The sequence below is a fragment of the Azospirillum brasilense genome, from assembly GCF_007827815.1.
Classification (GTDB): domain Bacteria; phylum Pseudomonadota; class Alphaproteobacteria; order Azospirillales; family Azospirillaceae; genus Azospirillum; species Azospirillum brasilense_C.
In genome coordinates this window covers 309657-329348 of sequence record NZ_VITH01000003.1, presented here as the reverse complement: position 1 = coordinate 329348, position 19692 = coordinate 309657, and the positions used below count along the sequence as shown (strand labels likewise).

Below are 19692 nucleotides of genomic sequence, written 5' to 3'. Positions count from 1 at the left end.
CCGCCCCTTCAATCCCTGTCCTTAAAAAAGATATGGATAAGAAAAAAGCGTCAAGGTGGGCGTGCGTTGCAGCAAGCGCTATTCTTGCTGGATTCGTGGCTCCTGCATTCGCTCAACAGTTGCCGGCGCAGCTCCCCTCGGGCGCGGAACCCCGTCCGGAGGCGCCGCGCCCGGTGATGCCGCTGCCCTCCGTGCCGGGCGGTGCGGTGACCGTGCCGAAGGCTCCGGCGGCGGAAGCCCCGGCGGGGGCCGAGAATTACCGCCTGACGCTGCGGGGCGTCACGATCGAGGGCGCCACCGCCTACAGCCAGGACAGCCTGAAGACCGCCTATCAGGACCTGCTGGGCCGCGAGGTGTCGGTGGCGGACCTGTTCAAGATCGCCAACGACATCGAGTTCCGCTACCGCAACGACGGCTTCATCACCAGCCGGGTCATCGTTCCCGCCCAGACGATCGAGGACGGCACCTTCCGCCTCCAGGTGGTCGAGGGCTTCGTGTCCGACATCACCTATCCCGACGACATCGGCCCGGCGCTCGTCGCGGTGAAGCGGCTGGTGGAGCCGCTGCGCGGCGTCAAGCCGATCAACGTCGCCGAGGTCGAGCGCCGCCTTCTCCTGGCGAACGACCTTGCCGGCCTGACCGTGCGCGCCAGCCTGGAGCCGGCGCCGGACACGCTCGGCGCCTCGGTGGTGGTGGTGAAGACGGACCGCAAGGCGGTGGACGCCCTGGTGTCGGTCAGCAACCGCAACACGCCCTATCTCGGCACCGCCCAGACGACCGCGACGGCGGCGTTGAACTCCTTCGGGCCGAACGCCGACACGGTGAACCTCAGCGGGCGCGTGTCCTCGCCGGCATCGCGGGCCTGGTCGGTCGGCGCCGGCTACCAGGCGCTGGTGACCGGCGACGGGCTGACCTTCTCCGCCACCGGTTCCTATTCCAAGTCGCGGCCCGGCCTGACGCTCGACCCGCTGGACGTGGAAAGCTGGGTGGCGGCGGGCGTGGGAACGCTCAGCTATCCGGTGATCCGCTCGCGCCTGGAAAACCTCCGGGCCGTCGGCGAGTTCGAATACCGCGACGTGAACACCGACATTTCCGGCGACCGCTTCAACCGCGACCGCCTGCGCATCCTGCGCGGCGGCTTCAGCTACGACCGGACGGACGGCTGGGACGGCATCACCGCGGTGCGCGGCCTCGTGCACCAGGGGCTGGACATCCTCGACGCGACGAAGCTGGGTTCCGCCTACGCCTCGCGCGAGCGCGGGCGCAGCGACTTCACCAAGCTGACCGCCGACATCACCCGCGTGCAGCAGCTGCCGGCCAACTTCAGCATCCTGGCGACGGCCACCATGCAGGCCGCCGGCACGCCGCTGCTGGCCAGCGAGCAGATCGCGCTGGGCGGGCCGAGCTACGGCCGCGCCTTCGACGAGGGCGAGATCTCCGGCGACAGCGGCTGGGCCGGGTCGCTGGAGCTGCGCTACACGCCGGTGGTGCCGGAGAACGCCTTCGCGCAGGCCGTCCAGATCTACGGCTTCGTCGATGGCGGCGAGGTGTGGAACCGCTCCAGCCTGGAGCAGAACAGCCGCAATTCGCTGGTCTCCGTGGGCGGCGGCGTGCGCGCCAGCCTCGTGGAACGGCTGTTCGCGACGCTTGAGATCGACAAGCCGCTGACCCGCCGCGTCGCGACCGAGGGCGACAAGGACATGCGGGTCTTCTTCAACATCACTGCGCAATACTGATAGGGCCGGGGGAAACAGGACATGGGCAAGGGCAACGTCACCACCACCTCCGGCTTCACCGAGATCCCCGGCGCGCGCCGTCACCGCCAGACGCTGCGCCAGCGGCTGCTGCTGTCGTCCGCGACGGAGGCGCCGCAGCGCGGCGGCGGCACCCGGCGCCAGCGCCGCGCGGCGAAGGCCCGGGGCGGCATCGACTTCGCGCGGCTGGCGCTGCGCAGCGTGATCGGCGTGGCGCTGTCCACCCTGTTCGCGGGCGCGGCCTACGCCAACCCGCTGGAGGGCACCGTCACCGCGGGTGCTGCGACCATCCAGTCGTCGACCCCGAAGTCGATGGAGATCCTGCAGTCCACCGACAAAGCCATCATCAACTGGAAGTCCTTCAGCATCGACGCCGGTGAGAAGGTCACCTTCCAGCAGCCCTCGGCCGCCAGCGTCACGCTGAACCGGGTCACCGGCGCCGACCCGTCCAAGATCATGGGCAGCCTGTCGGCCAACGGCACGGTCATGCTGGTCAACCCCAACGGCGTGGTGATCGGCGCCGGGGCGAAGGTGGACGTCGGCGGGCTGGTGGCGACCACCGCCAACATCTCCGACGCCAACTTCATGGCGGGCAAGTACCAGTTCGACCAAGCCTCCACCAAGCCGAACGCCATGGTGGTGAACGAGGGCGACATCACCGTCAAGGACAGCGGCCTGGCCGCCCTGGTGGCCCCGCACGTCCGCAACTCCGGCGTCATCCGCGCCAAGCTGGGCAAGGTCGCGCTGGGCGGCGCCGAGACCTTCACGCTCGACTTCCACGGCGACGGGCTGATCAGCTTCGACGCCAGCTCCGCCGTCAAGACGGTGGCGAAGGACGCGGACGGCAAGCCGGTCGCGGCGCTGGTCGTCAATTCCGGCGAGATCGCCGCCGAGGGCGGCAGCGTCACACTGTCGGCGCGCGCCGTGAAGGGCGTGATCGACAACGTCATCAACACCGACGGCGTCATCAAGGCCACCTCGGTCGGCAGCGCCAACGGCAAGATCGTCCTGTCGGGCGGCGACAGCGGCAAGGTCACCATCGGCGGCACCGTCGACGCCAGCGGGCGCGGGGAGGGGCAGACCGGCGGCACCGTCGTCGCCACCGGTGCCGAGATCGTCGTCAAGAAGAACGCCCGCGTCGACGCCTCCGGCAGCAAGGGCGGCGGCGAGGTCGCCATCGGCAGCAAGACGGGCCGCTCCGGCACCTGGTCGGACAAGGCGACGGTCGAGGCCGGTGCCACCCTGTCCGCCGATGCCGTGAAGTCCGGCAAGGGCGGCAGCGTGACGGTGCTGTCGCAGAAAAGCACAAGGCACGCCGGTAAAATCTCCGCCCGGGGCGGCGCCGAGGGTGGCGACGGCGGCTTCGCCGAGGTGTCCAGCCACAAGGACATCACGCTGACCGGCAGCGTCGACCTGACAGCACCCAAGGGTGCGGCCGGCACCTTCCTGCTCGACCCGGAAAGCCTGCGCATCGTCAGCTCCGCCGGGGGCAGCCAGAACGGCGCCGCGGCGGACGGCACGATCGGCGTCAACGACCCCAACCAGGGCACCGGCGACAACGTCAACACGGTGTCGAAGCAGGTGCTGGAGAGCATCGCCGGCAATGCGAACATCGTGCTGGAGGCGTCGGGCCTCATCACGGTGGAGACCAGCCTCGACCTCCAGACCACGACGGGCCACAGCTTCACCCTGCGGTCGCTGACCTCCAGCGGTATCGCCTTCACCGACGCCAGCTACGAGATCCGCACCAACGGCGGCGACATCGTGCTGGAAGCCAACGGCATGGCCAGCAACCTGACCAACATCGGGAAGCTGACGACCCGCGGCGGCGCGGTGCGGCTGACGGCCACCAACAACGTCCAGCTCGCCAACCTGATCGACACCACGCCGGCCTCGGGCGCCGCCGGCGCGGTCTCCGTCAAGGCCGAGAGCGGCTCGCTGAGCGCGCTGGACGCCGGCCGGATCGTCGGCGGCCCGGTCACCCTGACCGCCGGCGGCGACATCGGCGCCACCGGCGCGGCGGTGTCGACCAGCAGCACCCAGCTCTCCCTGGTCACCGGCGGCAACCTGTTCGTCACCAACGACCGGACGCTGACCGACCTCTCCGTCACCAGCACGCACCGGGCGGCCGGGGTCGACAGCCAGTTCTTCGTGGCCTCCACGGGCCTGACCTTCACCGTCACCGATTCGGCCGGCACCACCGCGCTCGACACGGTCGGCCAGACCGGCGGCCTGAACAGCTTCGCCTTCACCAGCGACCGCAACATCCAGGTCGGCACGGTCAGCGCCGGAACGGGGGCCGTCGCGCTGGCCAGCACCGCCGGCAACATCACCGGCACGGGCGCGAGCCTGCTGACCGGCGGCGCGCTGACGCTGACGGCCAAAGGCTCGTCGGGCAGCAACGGCGGCATCGGCACGTCGCTGCAGGCGCTGAACACCGCCGGCGCCAGCCTGACGGCCACGGCCGGCAGCGGCGGCCTGCATCTGTCGAACGCCGGGGCTCTGGCGCTGACCAGCGTGACCACCAGCGGCGGCACCTTCGTGACCGCCTCCGGCGACCTGACGGTCGGCGCGGTGTCCGTCGGCAGCAACACGCTGACCCTGACCAGCAGCGGCGGCAGCATCCTGAACGACGCCGACGCCTCGACCACCATCAGCTCCTACAGCCTGGTCCTGAACGCCGCCGGCAGCGTCGGCACCAGCGGCACGGCCCTGACCGCCAGCTCCTACAACATCGACGCCACCTCCGGCGCGGGCGGCGTCTTCCTGACGACGTCGGGTTCGGCGGTGCTGGGCTCCATCGTCTCGACCAACGGCGACGTCGCCATCACCACCGGCGGCACCACCGCCATCGGGACGATCACCAGCGCCAACGGAACCAGCACCATCGCCGTCACGGCGAACGGCGCGGCGTCGGACATCACCGCGACCACGGTCAATGCCGGGGCCAACGGCGACGTCACCCTCACGACCGCCAACGGCAGCATCTCCGCCCTGTCCGGCACGATCACCGGCGACAACGTCACCCTCGCCGCCGGGGGCAACACCTCCGCCGTGACGGTGAACACCGCGGCGAAGCGGCTGACGGTCACCAACAACGCGGGCAACGTCACGGTCATGCAGACCGGCGCCGTGACCGTGGACAACATCACCTCCACCGGCACGTCGGTCTCGCTCACCGTCACCGGCGGCGCCGCCACGCTGGGAACCATCAAGGCGTCGAACTCCGGCGGGATCTCCGTGACGGCGACCGGCGGCGCGATCCTGGGCAAGGACGCCGGCAACCGGCTGTCCGCCGGCATCATCAGCCTGACCACGGACGGGGCCATCGGCAGCTCCGCCACCCATCTGCGCACCTCGACGGGGTCTCTGACGCTGAGCAACGTCGGGGATCTGTATCTCGACAACAGCGGTGTGATCCTGACCGGCCTGGCGATCACCAACCGCCATGTCGGCGGGGCCGCCAACGCGCTGGACCTGACCTCCGAATACTTCAACTTCGTGGTCGGCGACAACGGCACCGCGACCATTCTGGAAGCGATCGGCAGCCCGAAGCTGTCGACCCTCAGCTTCAACAGCGACATCGACCTGATCGTCGGCGATCTGGCCACGGTGGGGGTGGGCGGCAAGGTCACGCTGACCTCCACCACCGGCAGCATCCGCGACGACGGCAGCGTGAACACGCGGATCGACGCCGACACCGTGACGCTGAGCGCCGCGTCGGGCAGCCTGGGCGACGTCTCCGCTCCGCTGGGGCTCAACGCCACGAAGCTGACGCTGACCACCGGCGGCGACCTGCACGTCACCAACCTGTCCGACATGGCGGAGCTGACCGTCACCAGCACCCATGCCGACACGACGGTGGTGAACGGCTACACGATCACCGCGCCGAACTTCATCTTCGACCTGACCGACGACGCCACCAACGGCTATCTGCTGCGCACGCTGGTCGACACCACCGGCCAGATCTTCTCCTTCAAGGGTGACCGCGACATCCGGCTGGGCCGGGTCGATCTGACCTACAAGAACGGCGTCCTTCCCGACAACGGCACGCCTTCGCCCAGCGAAACCTACAGCATCTTCAACGCCGAGACGACGAACGGCTCCATCCTGGACGACGGCTCGAAGACCACGGTGGTTCTGGCCGGCTCGGTCAATCTGGTCGCCAGCAAGGCCATCGGCAGCGGCACGGGCACCGAATATCTCGACGTCGTCACCCCCGTCCTGAACGCCCGTGCGTCGGACGGCGGCATTTACGTCACCTTGCCGACCTCGACGGGCGTCAGCAACCAGAAGAACCTCGTCACGCTGGGCAGCCGCTTCTTCAGCGCCGCCAATAACCCCATCGTGGTGACGGCGACCTGGGGCGACATCGCCTTCGGCTCCGGCTTCTCGTCCAGCGCCAGCAGCGACATCACGGTGACAGCGACCCACGGGTCGATCCTGAACCCGAACAGCGCCACATTGCGTGGTGGCGACACCGGAACGGTGACCCTCACCGCCGGGAAGGACATCGGCTCCGCGTCCAACGCCCTCACCGTCAGGGGCGGTACGGTGGTGGCCAATGCCGGCGGCTCCCTGTGGCTCGGCCTGACGGGCGGGAACGCGGTCGCGCTGAACAGCCTGACGGCGGGCGGCGACATCAGCGTCACGCAGTCCAGCGGAACCATGACCGTCGGATCGGTCAACGCCAACAGCGGCACCGGAACGGTCACGCTGACGAACACCAACGGCAACATCCAGGACGATTCGAACAGCGCGACGCTCATCGCCGCCGGCAAGGTCATCCTGAGCGCCAACGGAGGCGTCGGCAGCACCAGCGCGCTGAACCTGGCGACGGCGAACCTGTCGGTCACGACGGGCGGGTCCATCGGCATCACCAACACGATGGCGTTGACCGACCTGACGCTGACGCGCGGCTCCTACTCCGGCGGCACGATCGGGATCACCACGGTCAACGGGCAGGTCTTCACCCTGTCGGACAGCTCGTCGCAGTCCACGATCCAGACGGTCACCAGCAGCACGGCGCTGAACTTCGCCTTCAATTCGTCGCGCGCGGTCAAGGTCGGCACCGTCAACGTCGGGTCCGGCGGCAGCGTCGCCATCGTCTCGTCCAGCGGCGTCACCAACACCGGCAACGGCAGCAAGATCACCGCCGGCAAGGTGTCGCTGGAGGCGGGAACCAGCTCCTCCATCGGCGATTCGACCCTCTACGGGGCCATCAACCTCGACACCGGCGACCTGTCGCTGACCGCCGGGCGGAACATTTACGTCGACAACAACGGGCGTGCCTTCAACAGCCTGGCGATCGCCAGCACGAACAGCACTGTCAGCTCTTCGACCGCGAGCACCTTCTCGATCGGCAGCACCGGTTCCCAGATCTACTCGCTGGCCGACAACGGCACCACGAACACGATCGACATCACGGGTGCGGGCAACAGCAACTTCAGCTTCTCCGGCAAGAAGCACATCGTGGTTTCCGAGATCGTCGCCACCGGCGGCTCGGTCAGCCTGACGACGGCGGGCGGCGGGGAGAACTCCACGATCACCATGTCGGGTGGCGGGGCCATCGCGGCGTCCTCCGTCACCCTGTCGGCCAACGGCACCGGCACCAACGGCGGCTCCATCGGCACCAGCACGCGGGCGGTGAAGACCTCCGCCTCCTCGCTGACCCTGGTGAGCAACGGCGACCTCTACATCAACAACAGCAACACCGCGCTGACCGCGCTGGATGTCACCGTCACGCACAAGACGTCCACCGCTACGGGCACCTATCAGTTCAACGCCCTCGGCTCGAACCGCAGCTTCACGGTGACGGAAGCCAACGGCATCCAGACGCTGGCCCTGTCCACGCCGAGCAATGGCAGCATGAATCTGCGCTACAGCGTGGATCGCGGCATTGTGGCCGGCACCATCGACGCCGGCACCAGCTCCACCGGATCGGTGGCGCTGATCTCCACCGGGTCGGCCTCGGGCGCGTCGGGGGGGCCGTCGATCAACGGGTCGGGCACGATCACGGCGGGCTCGGTCTCCCTGACCGCGACCGGCGGCAGCGGCAACGTCGGCGGCACCAACCAGGTGCAGACCAGCACGCAGAAGCTGTCCATCGCGTCGGGCGGCAACGTGGCGGTCAGCAACAACACGACCCTGACCGATCTGACGCTGGACTTCCGGCACAACAAGTCCGGCGGCGGCACCAACACCTATTCCATCAGCTCGACCGGCCTGACCGCGTCCTTCAGCGATGCGACGACCCAGGAAGGCCTGACGGTGACGAACGTCACCCAGAGCGGGCTGAAGCTGAACATCAGCAACGACAAGGCCCTGCGGATCGCCAAGATCGATGTCGGGAACAGCGGCACCGTCGACCTGACGGCCAATGCCGGCACGTCCGCCATCAACGCCTCGAACAGCAGCGGCGCTGCGATCACCGCGGGCAGCCTGACGCTGAAGGCGACCAGCGTCGGCCACACCAACGGCAGCGGCTCGTACTTCACCACCCAGGTCGGCACGCTGTCGGCCAATCTGACGGGGTCGCTGACGCTCAGCAACACCGGCACCCTGACGCTGAAGGATGTGAAGGCCGGTTCCTCGGCGGACATCAAGGTGACCAGCAACGGGTCGCTGCTGCAGTCCGGAACCAAGCCGCTGAGCGCGGACAGGGTGACGCTGACGGTCGAAGGGGGCTCCATCGGGGCGTCCGGCACGCCGTTGCTGACCGAGACGCGGACCCTGCAGGTGACCGCCGGGCGCAATGTCTATCTGACGAACAGCGCCGACCTGCACGCCCTCAGCCTGGATGTCCGGCACGCCTCGACCGGCGCGCAGAACGTCTACGACATCCGGTCGGAGGCGCTGACCTTCGCACTGACCGACACCAACACCGGCAGCCAGTACACCCTCGGCAACGTCGTGGACGCGAGCGGCCTCGACTTCTCGTTCAAGAGCGACAACAGCGTCGCGCTGGGAACGATCAACGGCGGACTCGCCCGCAATGTGACCATTGAGACCACCGGCACCGGCAAGGACATCCTCAGCAACGGCAGCTCGATGGTGACCGCCGGCACGGTCACCCTCACCGCGACCGGCGGCATTGGTCAGGCGGGATCATCCTCCAACCACATCGCGACGCTGGCCGACACGCTGGCGCTGACCACGGCGACCGACGCCTTCGTGGACAACGGCAAGGACCTGACCGGCCTGTCGCTGACCAGCTCGCGGACGACCGGCGCCGGCACCTACCAGATCACCGCGCCGCAGCTCGTCTTCACCATGACGGACGACGGCACCACCACCACGCTGTCCAATCTGACCGACACCACCGGTCTCGCCTTCAAGCTGAACACCCAGCACGCGCTGTCCATCGGCACGCTCAACGTGCAGAACTGGGGCACCGTCGACCTGACCAGCGCAGGCGCCATCACCGGCGCCGCCTCGGCGAACGCCGGCAACCCGGCCAACCGCATCACCGCGGGCACCGCGACCCTGAGCAGCGGCGGCGGCATCGGCTCCTCCAGCAACAACATCCACCTGTCGGCGTCGTCGGCGACCTTCAACGTGAAGGGCGATCTCTACGTCGAATCCGACACCCGCATCGGCACGCTCAAGATCAAGAGCGCCCTGTCGACCATCAACGACCGCACCTACAGCCTGACCTCGGTGAACAGGGCGGGCGCGGCCATCGCGCTGAGCGGCATGGAGAGCAGCGCACAGGCGGTGCTGGTCTCGCTGAACGACGCCGACGGCGTGCGCTTCTCCTTCGACAGCCATCGCAAGCTGTCCATCGGCGGCCTGGACGTCGGCAAGACCGGGACGCTCACCCTGAACGCGGCGCCCGGGATCGTCGGGGTCGGCCATTCCACGCTGAAGATCAACGCCGGCATCGCGAGCCTGACCGCCTCTTCCGGCGCGGTGGGCAAGACCGGGGGCGAGTTCATCGCGGTCACCGCCGGCAACCTGACGGTGAAGGCCAACGACGGCGCGGTGATCAACCTGCGCGGCTCGACGTACATCGACGAGATGGTCATGGGCGGTGCGCTGACCCTGAACAACTCCATCGGCGACATCGCGCTCGGCTCCATCTCCATGAACGGCGCCAACGCGTACATCAACAACCAGGGCGGTTCGATCCTCAGCGGCACGATCAGCGGCAGCAATCTGGTGAACCTGACGGCGACCGGGTCCATCGGCAACGTCACCGCCATTGCGACACAGGCCAATTCCACCAGCACCACGCTGACCGCAAGCGCCGCCGGCAGCATCGCGGTGTCGGAAAGCAAGAGCCTGATCGCCCAGTCGGTGGTGAGCACCGGCGGTGGTGCGATCAAGCTGTCCACCGGTTCCACGGGGGCCGGCCTGCTGACCGCCGGCACCATCACCACGACCGGGTCGGTGTCGCTGACCAGCGGCGACGGCAGCATCGACGCCAGCAACGGCAATCTGGTGTCCGGCGGCAGCGTCGAGCTGTCCGCGATCAATGGCGGCATCGCCGCCACGGGCTCGACGCTCAACGTCGCGACGACCGATCTGACGATCAAGACGCCCGGCACCTTCAAGGTCGCCGACACACTCGACCTCGCCAAGCTGACCATTGACCGCACGCCGTCCACCGGAACCGCCACGGCCGGCACGATGAGCCTGACGGCGACGAACTTGAACTGGAACGTCACGGACAGCGGCGGCGTTACCACCTTTACCACGCTGACCGACAGCACCGGCCTGGACTTCACCTTCAAGGCTCCGGGGGCCATCGCCATCGGCACGGTGAACACGGGCGCCTCCAGCACGGTCAGCCTGACGGCGACGGGCAACAGCGCGACCGCCGGCAGCATCACGGCGGTGAACAACAGCTCCACCATCACCGCCGGCTCGCTGAAGCTGGACGCCCAGAAAAAGACCAACGAGCAGGGCAACAGCAGTTCCATCGGCACCAGCGCAACGGCGCTGGGCATGAACGTGTCCAGCCTGACCGCCAGCAGCGGCTCGGGCGGCCTGTTCGTCAAGAACGCGGCGGGGCTGAACCTCAGCTCGATCACCACGGGCGGCGCCCTGACGGTGATCGCGGCGGCCGGCGACCTGACCGTCTCCAACCTCTCCTACGACAGCAGCAAGGCGCTGACCCTGACGGCGACGGCCGGCCGGATCCTCAGCGGGGGCTCCAGCCTGAGCCTCGGCTCCGGCAGCGCCACTCTGACGGCGGGGACCGGCATCGGAACGGCGGATTCGGCGTTCAAGGTCACGACGTCCAGCACCGGGGCATTGACCACCAACGTCACGGGCACGGGCGGAGTCTATCTCAACATCGCCGGGTCTCTGACGGGCGGGCTGACGGCCGCCGTCCAGAACGGCCCGGTGGTGGTGACGAGCAGCGGCAACATCACGCTGACCAACGTCGCCATCGCCACCGACGCGGCGGGCAACTCCATCGCCGTGACCTCGACCGGAGGGTCGATCACCGCCGGGACGGTGACGGCGGGCGCCAACAACGGGTCGGTGACGCTGAGCGCCACCGGCAACGGCGGCAAGATCCTGGCCGCCAACGGCGGCTCCGCGGTCACCGGCAAGACCGTGGTGCTCAACGCCAAGGCCGGCATCGGCACCTCCTCCGCCCGCGTCGGCGTGGGCGGCGCCCAGGTGCAGGCGAACGGCGGGTCGGGCGACATCTATCTGAGCACCACCGGCGCCACCGCGCTGGCCTACGCCGCGACGACCGGCGGCAAGATCGACGTGCTGGCCGGCGACCGCCTCCAGGTGGTCAGCGCCAGCACCGGCGGCGGGGCGATCACCATCGCCTCCACCGCGGTGGACGCCGACATCATCGTCGGCGGCATCAACGCCGGCAGCGGGGCGGTCACCCTCAGCTCCACCGGGGGCGGCGTCTATGACGACGGCCTTGCCGAGACGCGGATCGTCGGCGGTTCGGTCTCGCTGACCGGCGGCAAGGGCGTCGGCACCTCCAGCCGGTCCGTCCAGACCACCACCGGCGGCCTGACCCTGGCGAGCGCCACCGGCAGCGTCTACGTGACCGACGACACCGCCGCCGGCGTCGCCGTCGCTTCGGCCACCGCCTCCAGCGGCTCGGTCACCATCGGGTCGGCCGGGACGATGACGGTCCAGTCGGTGTCGGCCAACACCACCAGCGGAGCGGTGGCGCTGACCGCCGCCGGCTCCATCCTGGGCAGCGGCAACGGCACCCATGTGACCGGCCACTCGGCCAGCCTGACCGCCACCGGCGGCAGCATCGGCACGGTGATCGACGCCGCCACCGGCGCCGGCACGCCGATCAAGATGAACGTGTCCAGCCTGACCGGCCTGACCGCCAACGGCTCCACACCGGTCATCTCGGTCGACAACATCAACAGCGCCGCCCTGACACTGGGCAACAACCTCGTCACCCTGGGGACGGGCGGGTCCGCCTACATCCGCACGGCCGGCAACCTGGACGCCAGCGCCGGCCTGTCGATGACCAGCGGCAACCTGCTGCTGCAGTCCGGCGGGGTGCTGACCCTGCCGACCGCGGCGATCAACCTCGGCACGGGCGCGCTGACTCTGAAGGGCGCCACCGACGTGGTGGCCGCGGGCGCCTCGCCGCGCTCGCTGTCGATCACCGCGGGTTCGCTGACCTTCGCCAGCGGCTCCAGCGGCGGCAACACCACCCTCAACACCACGGTCGGCACCATCGACGCCAGCCTGACCGGCTCCGGCAAGAACCTGACCGTCAACAACACCGGCACGCTGACGGCGGCGACCCTCGGCGCCAACGGCACCGTCACCGCCAGCAGCAGCACCGGCATGACCGCGACCTCGGTGACCGGCGTCGGCACGGTCAGCCTGACCGCGACGACGGGCGACCTGACGGTCGGCACGGTCAACGCCGGGACGAACGGAACCATCAACCTGTCGGCGGCGGGCGGCAGCCTGCTGACCGGCAACGGCACCAGCCTGACCGGCGGCGCGCTGAACCTGACGTCGAACACCGGGATCGGGACCAGCAGCACCGCCTTCACCAGCGGCATCGCCAACATCTCGGCGATGGTGACCGGGACGGGTGGAATCTATCTGGCCGGCACCAGCTTCAACCTGGGCAACCTTTCCACCACCAACGGTGACATCGCCGTCACCGCCAGCGGCGCCATCAGCGACGGCAACGCCACCACCGGCATCACGGCCGGGGGCAGCGGCACCATCTCGCTGGTCTCCACGGGCGGGGCGGTTGCCCTGACCAAGGCGGTGAGCAGCACGGGGCCGGACGACACCCGGGCGAGCGTGACGGTGCAGGGCACCACCATCGCCCTGGGCACCGTCACCACCACGGGAACGCAGACCTACACCGGCAACACCACGCTGGGCGGCGCGCTCTCCGGCAAGTCGGTGACCGTCACCGGGAACCTGACCCTGTCGGGCGCCAACCGCACGGTGACCGCGACCGGCGGCGACCTGTCGGTGACCGGCACGCTGAACGGCGGCGGCTACGGGGCGACCCTGAACGCGGCGCAGGGCGGCGTGACGCTGGGCGGAGCGGCCAGCAACCTTTCCTCTCTGTCGGCCACCGCCGGGACCATCGACCTGCGCGCCGTGACGACAGCGGGCGCGCAGACCTACACCGGCGCGACCAGCCTCCAGGGCGCCTACGCCACCGGAAACGGCGCCTTCACGGTGACCGGCGCGACGACGCTGGCGGGCGGCACCACGGTGAACTCGGGCAGTGGAAACGTTCTGTTCAGCGGCACGGTGAACGGGGCCAACTCGCTCGTGATCACCAGCAGCGGCGCGACCCAGTTCACCGGCACGGTGGGCGGCACGACGGCGCTGACGACCCTGACCATCGACGCCGGCGGCACCAGCAGCGTGAAATCGGTGACGACCACCGGCGCCCAGACCTACAGCGGCACGGTGACGCTGGATGGTACCTACACCACCGGTGCGGTCTTCTCGGCCATCGGCGCGGTGACGCTGGCCGGCAACACGACGGTGGACGGCACGTCGAGCGTTGTGTTCATGAGCACGGTGGACGGCGCCTATGCCCTGGCGGTCAACAACAAGGGTATGGCGCAGTTCAATGGCACGGTGGGCGGCACGACGGCTCTGGCCAGCCTGACCACCGACGCCGGCGGCACCAGCAGCGTGAAATCGGTGACGACCACCGGCGCGCAGACCTACAACGACGCGGTGACGCTCGACGGCACCTACAGCACCGGCAGCGGCGCCTTCACCGCCAACGCGGCGACCACGCTGGCCGGGGCGACGACGGTGAACGGCGGGGCGGTTCTGTTCGCCGGCACGGTGGACGGTGCCCAGTCCCTGGTCATCAACAGCAAGGCCGCAACCCAGTTCACCGGTACGGTGGGCGGCATGACGGCGCTCGCCAGCCTGACGACGGATGCGGGCGGCACGAGCAGCCTGAAGTCGGTGACGACGACGGGGGCCCAGACCTACAACGACGCGGTGACGCTGAACGGCACCTACACCACCGGCGGCGCCTTCACCGCCAACGGTGCGGCGACCCTGGCCGGCGACACGACGGTGAACGGCGGTTCGGCGGTCCTGTTCGCCGGCACGGTGGACGGCGGCTACGCCCTGGCGGTCAACAACAAGAGCACGACGACGTTCGCCGGCACGGTGGGTGGCACGACGGCGCTCGCCAGCCTGACCACCGACTCCGCCGGCACGAGCAGCCTGAAGTCGGTGACGACGTCGGGGGCCCAGACCTACAACGACGCGGTGACGCTGGACGGCACCTACACCGGCGGCACCGTCACCACCAACGCGGCGACGACGCTGGGCGGGGCGACGACGGTGAACGCCGGGACGGCGACCTTCAACGGCACGGTGAACGGCGCCCAGGCGCTGACCATCGCCGGGACGGGCACGGCGCAGTTCAACGCGGCGGTGGGCGGCATGACGGCTCTGGCCAGCCTGACCACCAACGCGGGCGCCACCGTCAGCTTCCTCAACGTTGCCACCACGGGAGCCCAGACCCACGGCGCCGCCACCACGCTCAACGGCACCTACACCACCGGCGGCGCCTTCACCACCAACGGGGCGGTGACCCTGGCCGGCGACACGACGGTGAACGGCGGTTCGGCGGTCCTGTTCGCCGGCGCGGTGGACGGCGGCCACGCCCTGGCGGTCAACAACAAGAGCACGACGACGTTCAGCGGCACGGTGGGTGGCACGACCGCTCTGGCGAGCCTGACCACCGACGCCACCGGCACGAGCAGCCTGAAGTCGGTGACGACGACGGGAGCCCAGACCTACAACGATGCGGTGACGCTCGACGGCACCTACACCGGCGGCAGCTTCACCGCCAACGGTGCGGCGACCCTGGCCGGCGACACGACGGTGAACGGTGGTTCGGTGCTGTTCGCCGGTACGGTGGATGGCGCCCAGTCCCTGGTCATCAACAGCAAGGGCACGACGACGTTCAGCGGCACGGTGGGTGGCACGACCGCTCTGGCGAGCCTGACCACCGACGCCACCGGTACGAGCAGCCTGAAGTCGGTGACGACGACGGGTGCCCAGACCTACAACGACGCGGTCACTCTGGACGGCACCTACACGGGCGGCAGCTTCACCGCCAACGGTGCGGCGACCCTGGCCGGCGACACGACGGTGAACGGCGGGTCGAGCGTGCTGTTCGCCGGTACAGTGGATGGCGCCCAGTCCCTGGTCATCAACAGCAAGGGCACGACGACGTTCGCCGGCACGGTGGGCGGTACGACGGCGCTCGCCAGCCTGACCACCGACGCCGGTGGGACGACGAGCCTGCGCAACGTGGTCACCACGGGCGTGCAGACCTACAACGACGCGGTCACGCTGCACGGCCTCTACAGCGCGGGCAATGCCTTCACCGTCAACGGTGCGGCGTCGCTGGCCGGCGACACGACGGTGTACGGCGGTTCGGCGGTGCTGTTCGCCGGCACGGTGGACGGCGCCCATGCCCTGGCGGTCAACAACAAGAGCACAACGACGTTCAGCGGCGCGGTGGGCGGCACGACGGCGCTCGCCAGCCTGACCACCGACAGCGGCAGCGCCAGCCTGAAGTCGGTGACGACGACGGGCGCGCAGACCTACAACAATACGGTCACGCTGGACGGCACCTACACCGGCGGCACCGTCACGACCAACGCGGCGGCGACGCTGGGCGGGGCGACGACGGTGAACGCCGGGACGGCGACCTTCAACGGCACGGTGAACGGCGCCCAGGCGCTGACCATCGCCGGGACGGGCACGGCGCAGTTCAACGCGGCTGTGGGCGGCACGATGGCTCTGGCCAGCCTGACCACCAACGCCGGCGCCACCGTCAGCCTCCTCAACGTCGCCACCACGGGTGCCCAGACCCACAACGCCGCCACCACGCTCAACGGCACCTACACCTCGGTCAACAGCCCGATCACCTTCAACGGTGCGACGACGCTGGGTGGGGCGACGACGGTGGATGCGGGCTACGGCACGATCACCTTCAACGGGACGGTCAATGGGACGGTCAACGGCGCCCAGGCGCTGACGGCGACTTCGACCGGGGCGATGGTGTTCAACGCGGCGGTGGGCGGCACGACGGCTCTGGCCAGCCTGACCACCGGCACGGGCTACACCAGCCTCGTCAACGTGACCACGGCGGGCGACCAGAGCTACGGCGGCGAAACCAGCCTGATGGGCAGCTACGCCACCGGCAACGGCGCCTTCACCGTCGCCGGGCCGGTGACGCTGGCGGGGACCACCACGGTCGATGCCGGCAGCGGCGCGGTGATCTTCAACGGGACGGTCAACGGCGCCCAGGCTCTGACCATCAACGGCAGCGGCGCCACGCAGTTCAACGCGGCGGTCGGCAACACCACGGCGCTCGCCAGCCTGACCACCGACGCCGACGGCTCCACCAGCCTGAAGTCGGTGACGACCAGCGGCGCCCAGACCTACAACGACGCGGTGACGCTCAACGGCACCTACACCTCCGCCGACAGCGCGATCACCTTCAACGGTGCGACGACGCTGGCCGGGACGACGACGGTGGATGCGGGCTACGGCACGATCACCTTCAATGGGACGGTCAACGGCGCCCAGGCGCTGACGGCGACTTCGACCGGGGCGATGGTGTTCAACGCGGCGGTGGGCGGCACGACGGCTCTGGCCAGCCTGACCACCGGCACGGGCTACACCAGCCTCGTCAACGTGACCACGGCGGGGGACCAGAGCTACGGCGGCGAAACCAGCCTGATGGGCAGCTACGCCACCGGCAACGGCGCCTTCACCGTCGCCGGGCCGGTGACGCTGGCGGGGACCACCACGGTCGATGCCGGCAGCGGCGCGGTGACCTTCAACGGGACGGTCAACGGTGCCCAGGCGCTGACCATCAACGGCAGCGGCGCCACGCAGTTCAACGCGGCGGTGGGCAACACCACGGCGCTCGCCAGCCTGACCACCGATGCCGACGGCTCCACCAGCCTCAAGGCGGTGACGACCAGCGGCGCCCAGACCTACAACGACGCGGCGACGCTGGACGGTGCCTATCAGGCCGGCACGGTCTTCACGGCGGCGAAGGCGGTGACGCTGGGTGGCGACAGCCGGATCACCGGCACCGGCGGGATCGTCCTCGCCTCCACCGTCGATGGCGGGCGGGCGCTGACGCTGACCAGCGGCAGCGGCGACATCCTGCTCGGCGGTGCCGTCGGTGGCACCAGCCGTCTGGGGGCGCTGGCGATCAACGGCGGCGGCACCACCACCGTTACCGGCGCGGTGAAGGCGGCCTCGCTGGCGACCGACGCCACCGGGATCACCATCCTGAACGGCGGCAGCGTCGACACCACCGGTGTGCAGAGCTACGCCGATGCGGTGACGCTGGGGACCGACACCGTCCTGACCGGCACCCAGGTGTCGCTGTCCGGCGGCATCGACGCGGCGGAGGCGGGCCGTCAGGGCCTGACGATCGCCGGCAACGCGGCGCTCACCGGCACCCTTGGCACCCGGCAGGCGCTGGCCGCGCTGACCGTCGGCGGCGAGACGCTGCTGACCGGTGCCACCGCCGTCACCAGCGGGGCGCAGGCCTACGGTGGCGCGGTCCGTCTGGCCGGCGCCCCGTCGGTCCTGACCGGCATCGGCATCACCTTCGCCGGGACCTTGGACGGCGGGCAGGCCCTGACCGTCACCAGCGGGACCGGCGACGCCGTCTTCGCCGGAACGGTCGGCGGGACCGAGCGGCTGGGCGCCCTGGCGGTGAACAGCGCCGGCCAGACCCGCTTCGCCCAGTCGGTCCGCGCGGCCTCGGTCGTCACCGATGTGGCGGGCACGCTGGCCCTGAACGGCGGTTCCGTCGACACCACCGGGACCCAGACCTACGGGGAACGGGCGGTGCTCGGGACCGACACCCGTCTGACCGGCGGCACGGTCGTGCTGGCCGGCGGGCTCGACGCGGCCACCCGCGGCGGGCAGGGGCTCACCATTGCCGGCAACGCCGTCATCACCGGCGCGGTCGGCGGCACGCAGGCGCTGAGCCGCCTGTCGGTGACCGGCACCGCCGCCCTGAACGGCGGCGCGGTGACCACCGTGGCGGAGCAGAGCTTCGGCGGCGCGGTGACGCTGGGGACCGACACCGTCCTGACCGGCGGGACCGTCTCCCTGCTGAACGGCGGCAGCGCCGCCAGCGCCGGAGGGCAGGGGCTGACGGTCGAGGGCGACGCCGTCCTGGCCGGGGTCTTCGGCGAGACCGGCGCCCTGCGGCAGATCGCCGTCAGCGGCGGCACCCGTCTGGACGGAGCCACCATCACCACCACCGGGGCGCAGCGCTTCGGCGGTGCCCTGACGGTGGCCGCCGCCAGCGCGCTGTCCAGCACCGGCGGCGACCTCGTGTTCGGCGGGACCGTCGACAGCGCCAACCGTTCGGCGCTGTCGCTGGACGGGGCGTCCATCCGGGCGTCGGGCGACATCGGCGCGTCGGGCCTGATGGGCGATGTCACGGTGCGGACCTCGGGCGGCGTCTTCTACGACGGCGCGGTGACCGTGCGCTCGCTGACCCAGACGACGGGCGGCGAGAGCCGCTTCGCCAAGGCGTTGACCGCCACCGGGACGGACGGCCTTCGCCTGACCGGCGCCGGCTTCACCTTCGGCGCGGCGGTGAACAGCGCGGGCTCGCTGGCCCTGGTCACGACGGATGCGGCGGGCACCGTGACCTTTGGTCGTGATGCCACGGTTGTCACGGAGGGAGGCTTTACCCAATCCGGTGGATCGGGCATTGTTCTGCCCGCCAGCATTACGGCCAAGACCGGCCCGATCACGCTGGGCGCCGTGGCGTCCCTGCCGGACGGCCAAGCGTCCATCGCGGCGGGCGGCCCCATCACCATGGCGGGGCTCCAGGGCAAGGCCACCATGCTGACCATGGCGTCCGACGGCGGGGCGCTGCTCATCGGACAGGAGATCGGGACCGCCTTGCAGAAGATCGACGTGCTGAGCCTGACCGTCCCCAAGGCCGGGTCCGCCCGGATGTTCGGCAACGTGGCCGGCAAGACGGACGCGTTGGCCGCCAGTGCGATCGACAGCCCGCTGCGGGCCGCCCCGTACTTCATCAACAACACCCCCTGGGGTCCGACGGAGCAGGTCAGCCGGGTCGCCGCCACCGTGGTGGTGGTGGTCCCGGTTCCCAGCACCCCCGGCGTCACCAGCCTGTTCACCGGCACGACGACCCGCGCCGGGCTCACGCCGAACGCCCTGGCCGCCTACGCCGCGCCGCAGGTTCTCACCCTGGCCGGCACGCCCCCGACCCTGACCGGCGCGGGGGCCCAGCCGGAGGTTCTGTCCACGGGCGCCGGAACCACCCCGTCCACCACCGGCGCCGGCGCGCAGCCGGAGATCCTGACCACCGGCCCCGCGCCGTCCGCCACTGGCAACCAGCAAACGGAGGAGGAGGAGGCGCGCTGAGGCGCGCCTTTCTCCACGGCCTTCCCCTTTG

2 protein-coding genes are annotated in these 19692 nt (G+C 70.1%); both read left to right on the top strand.

Translation table 11 applies throughout. The features are described from left to right. The first annotated feature begins 176 nt into the window (after window positions 1–176). Entirely contained in the window at window positions 177–1736 is a 1560-nt protein-coding gene (locus FBZ83_RS08210) for a ShlB/FhaC/HecB family hemolysin secretion/activation protein (RefSeq protein ID WP_247888214.1), read from the top strand. Window positions 1737–1757: 21 nt separating this feature from the next. Beyond that, window positions 1758–19661, top strand: coding sequence for a filamentous hemagglutinin N-terminal domain-containing protein (locus tag FBZ83_RS08205; RefSeq protein WP_145681976.1), 17904 nt, complete (start codon window positions 1758–1760; stop codon window positions 19659–19661). The last annotated feature ends 31 nt before the right edge of the window (window positions 19662–19692 follow it).

Excerpts from the sequence above, each read along its gene's own strand:
- FBZ83_RS08210 (WP_247888214.1), top strand. The coding sequence starts at position 177 with ATGCCGCTGCCCTCCGTGCCGGGCGGTGCGGTGACCGTGCCGAAGGCT.
- FBZ83_RS08205 (WP_145681976.1), top strand. The coding sequence starts at position 1,758 with ATGGGCAAGGGCAACGTCACCACCACCTCCGGCTTCACCGAGATCCCC.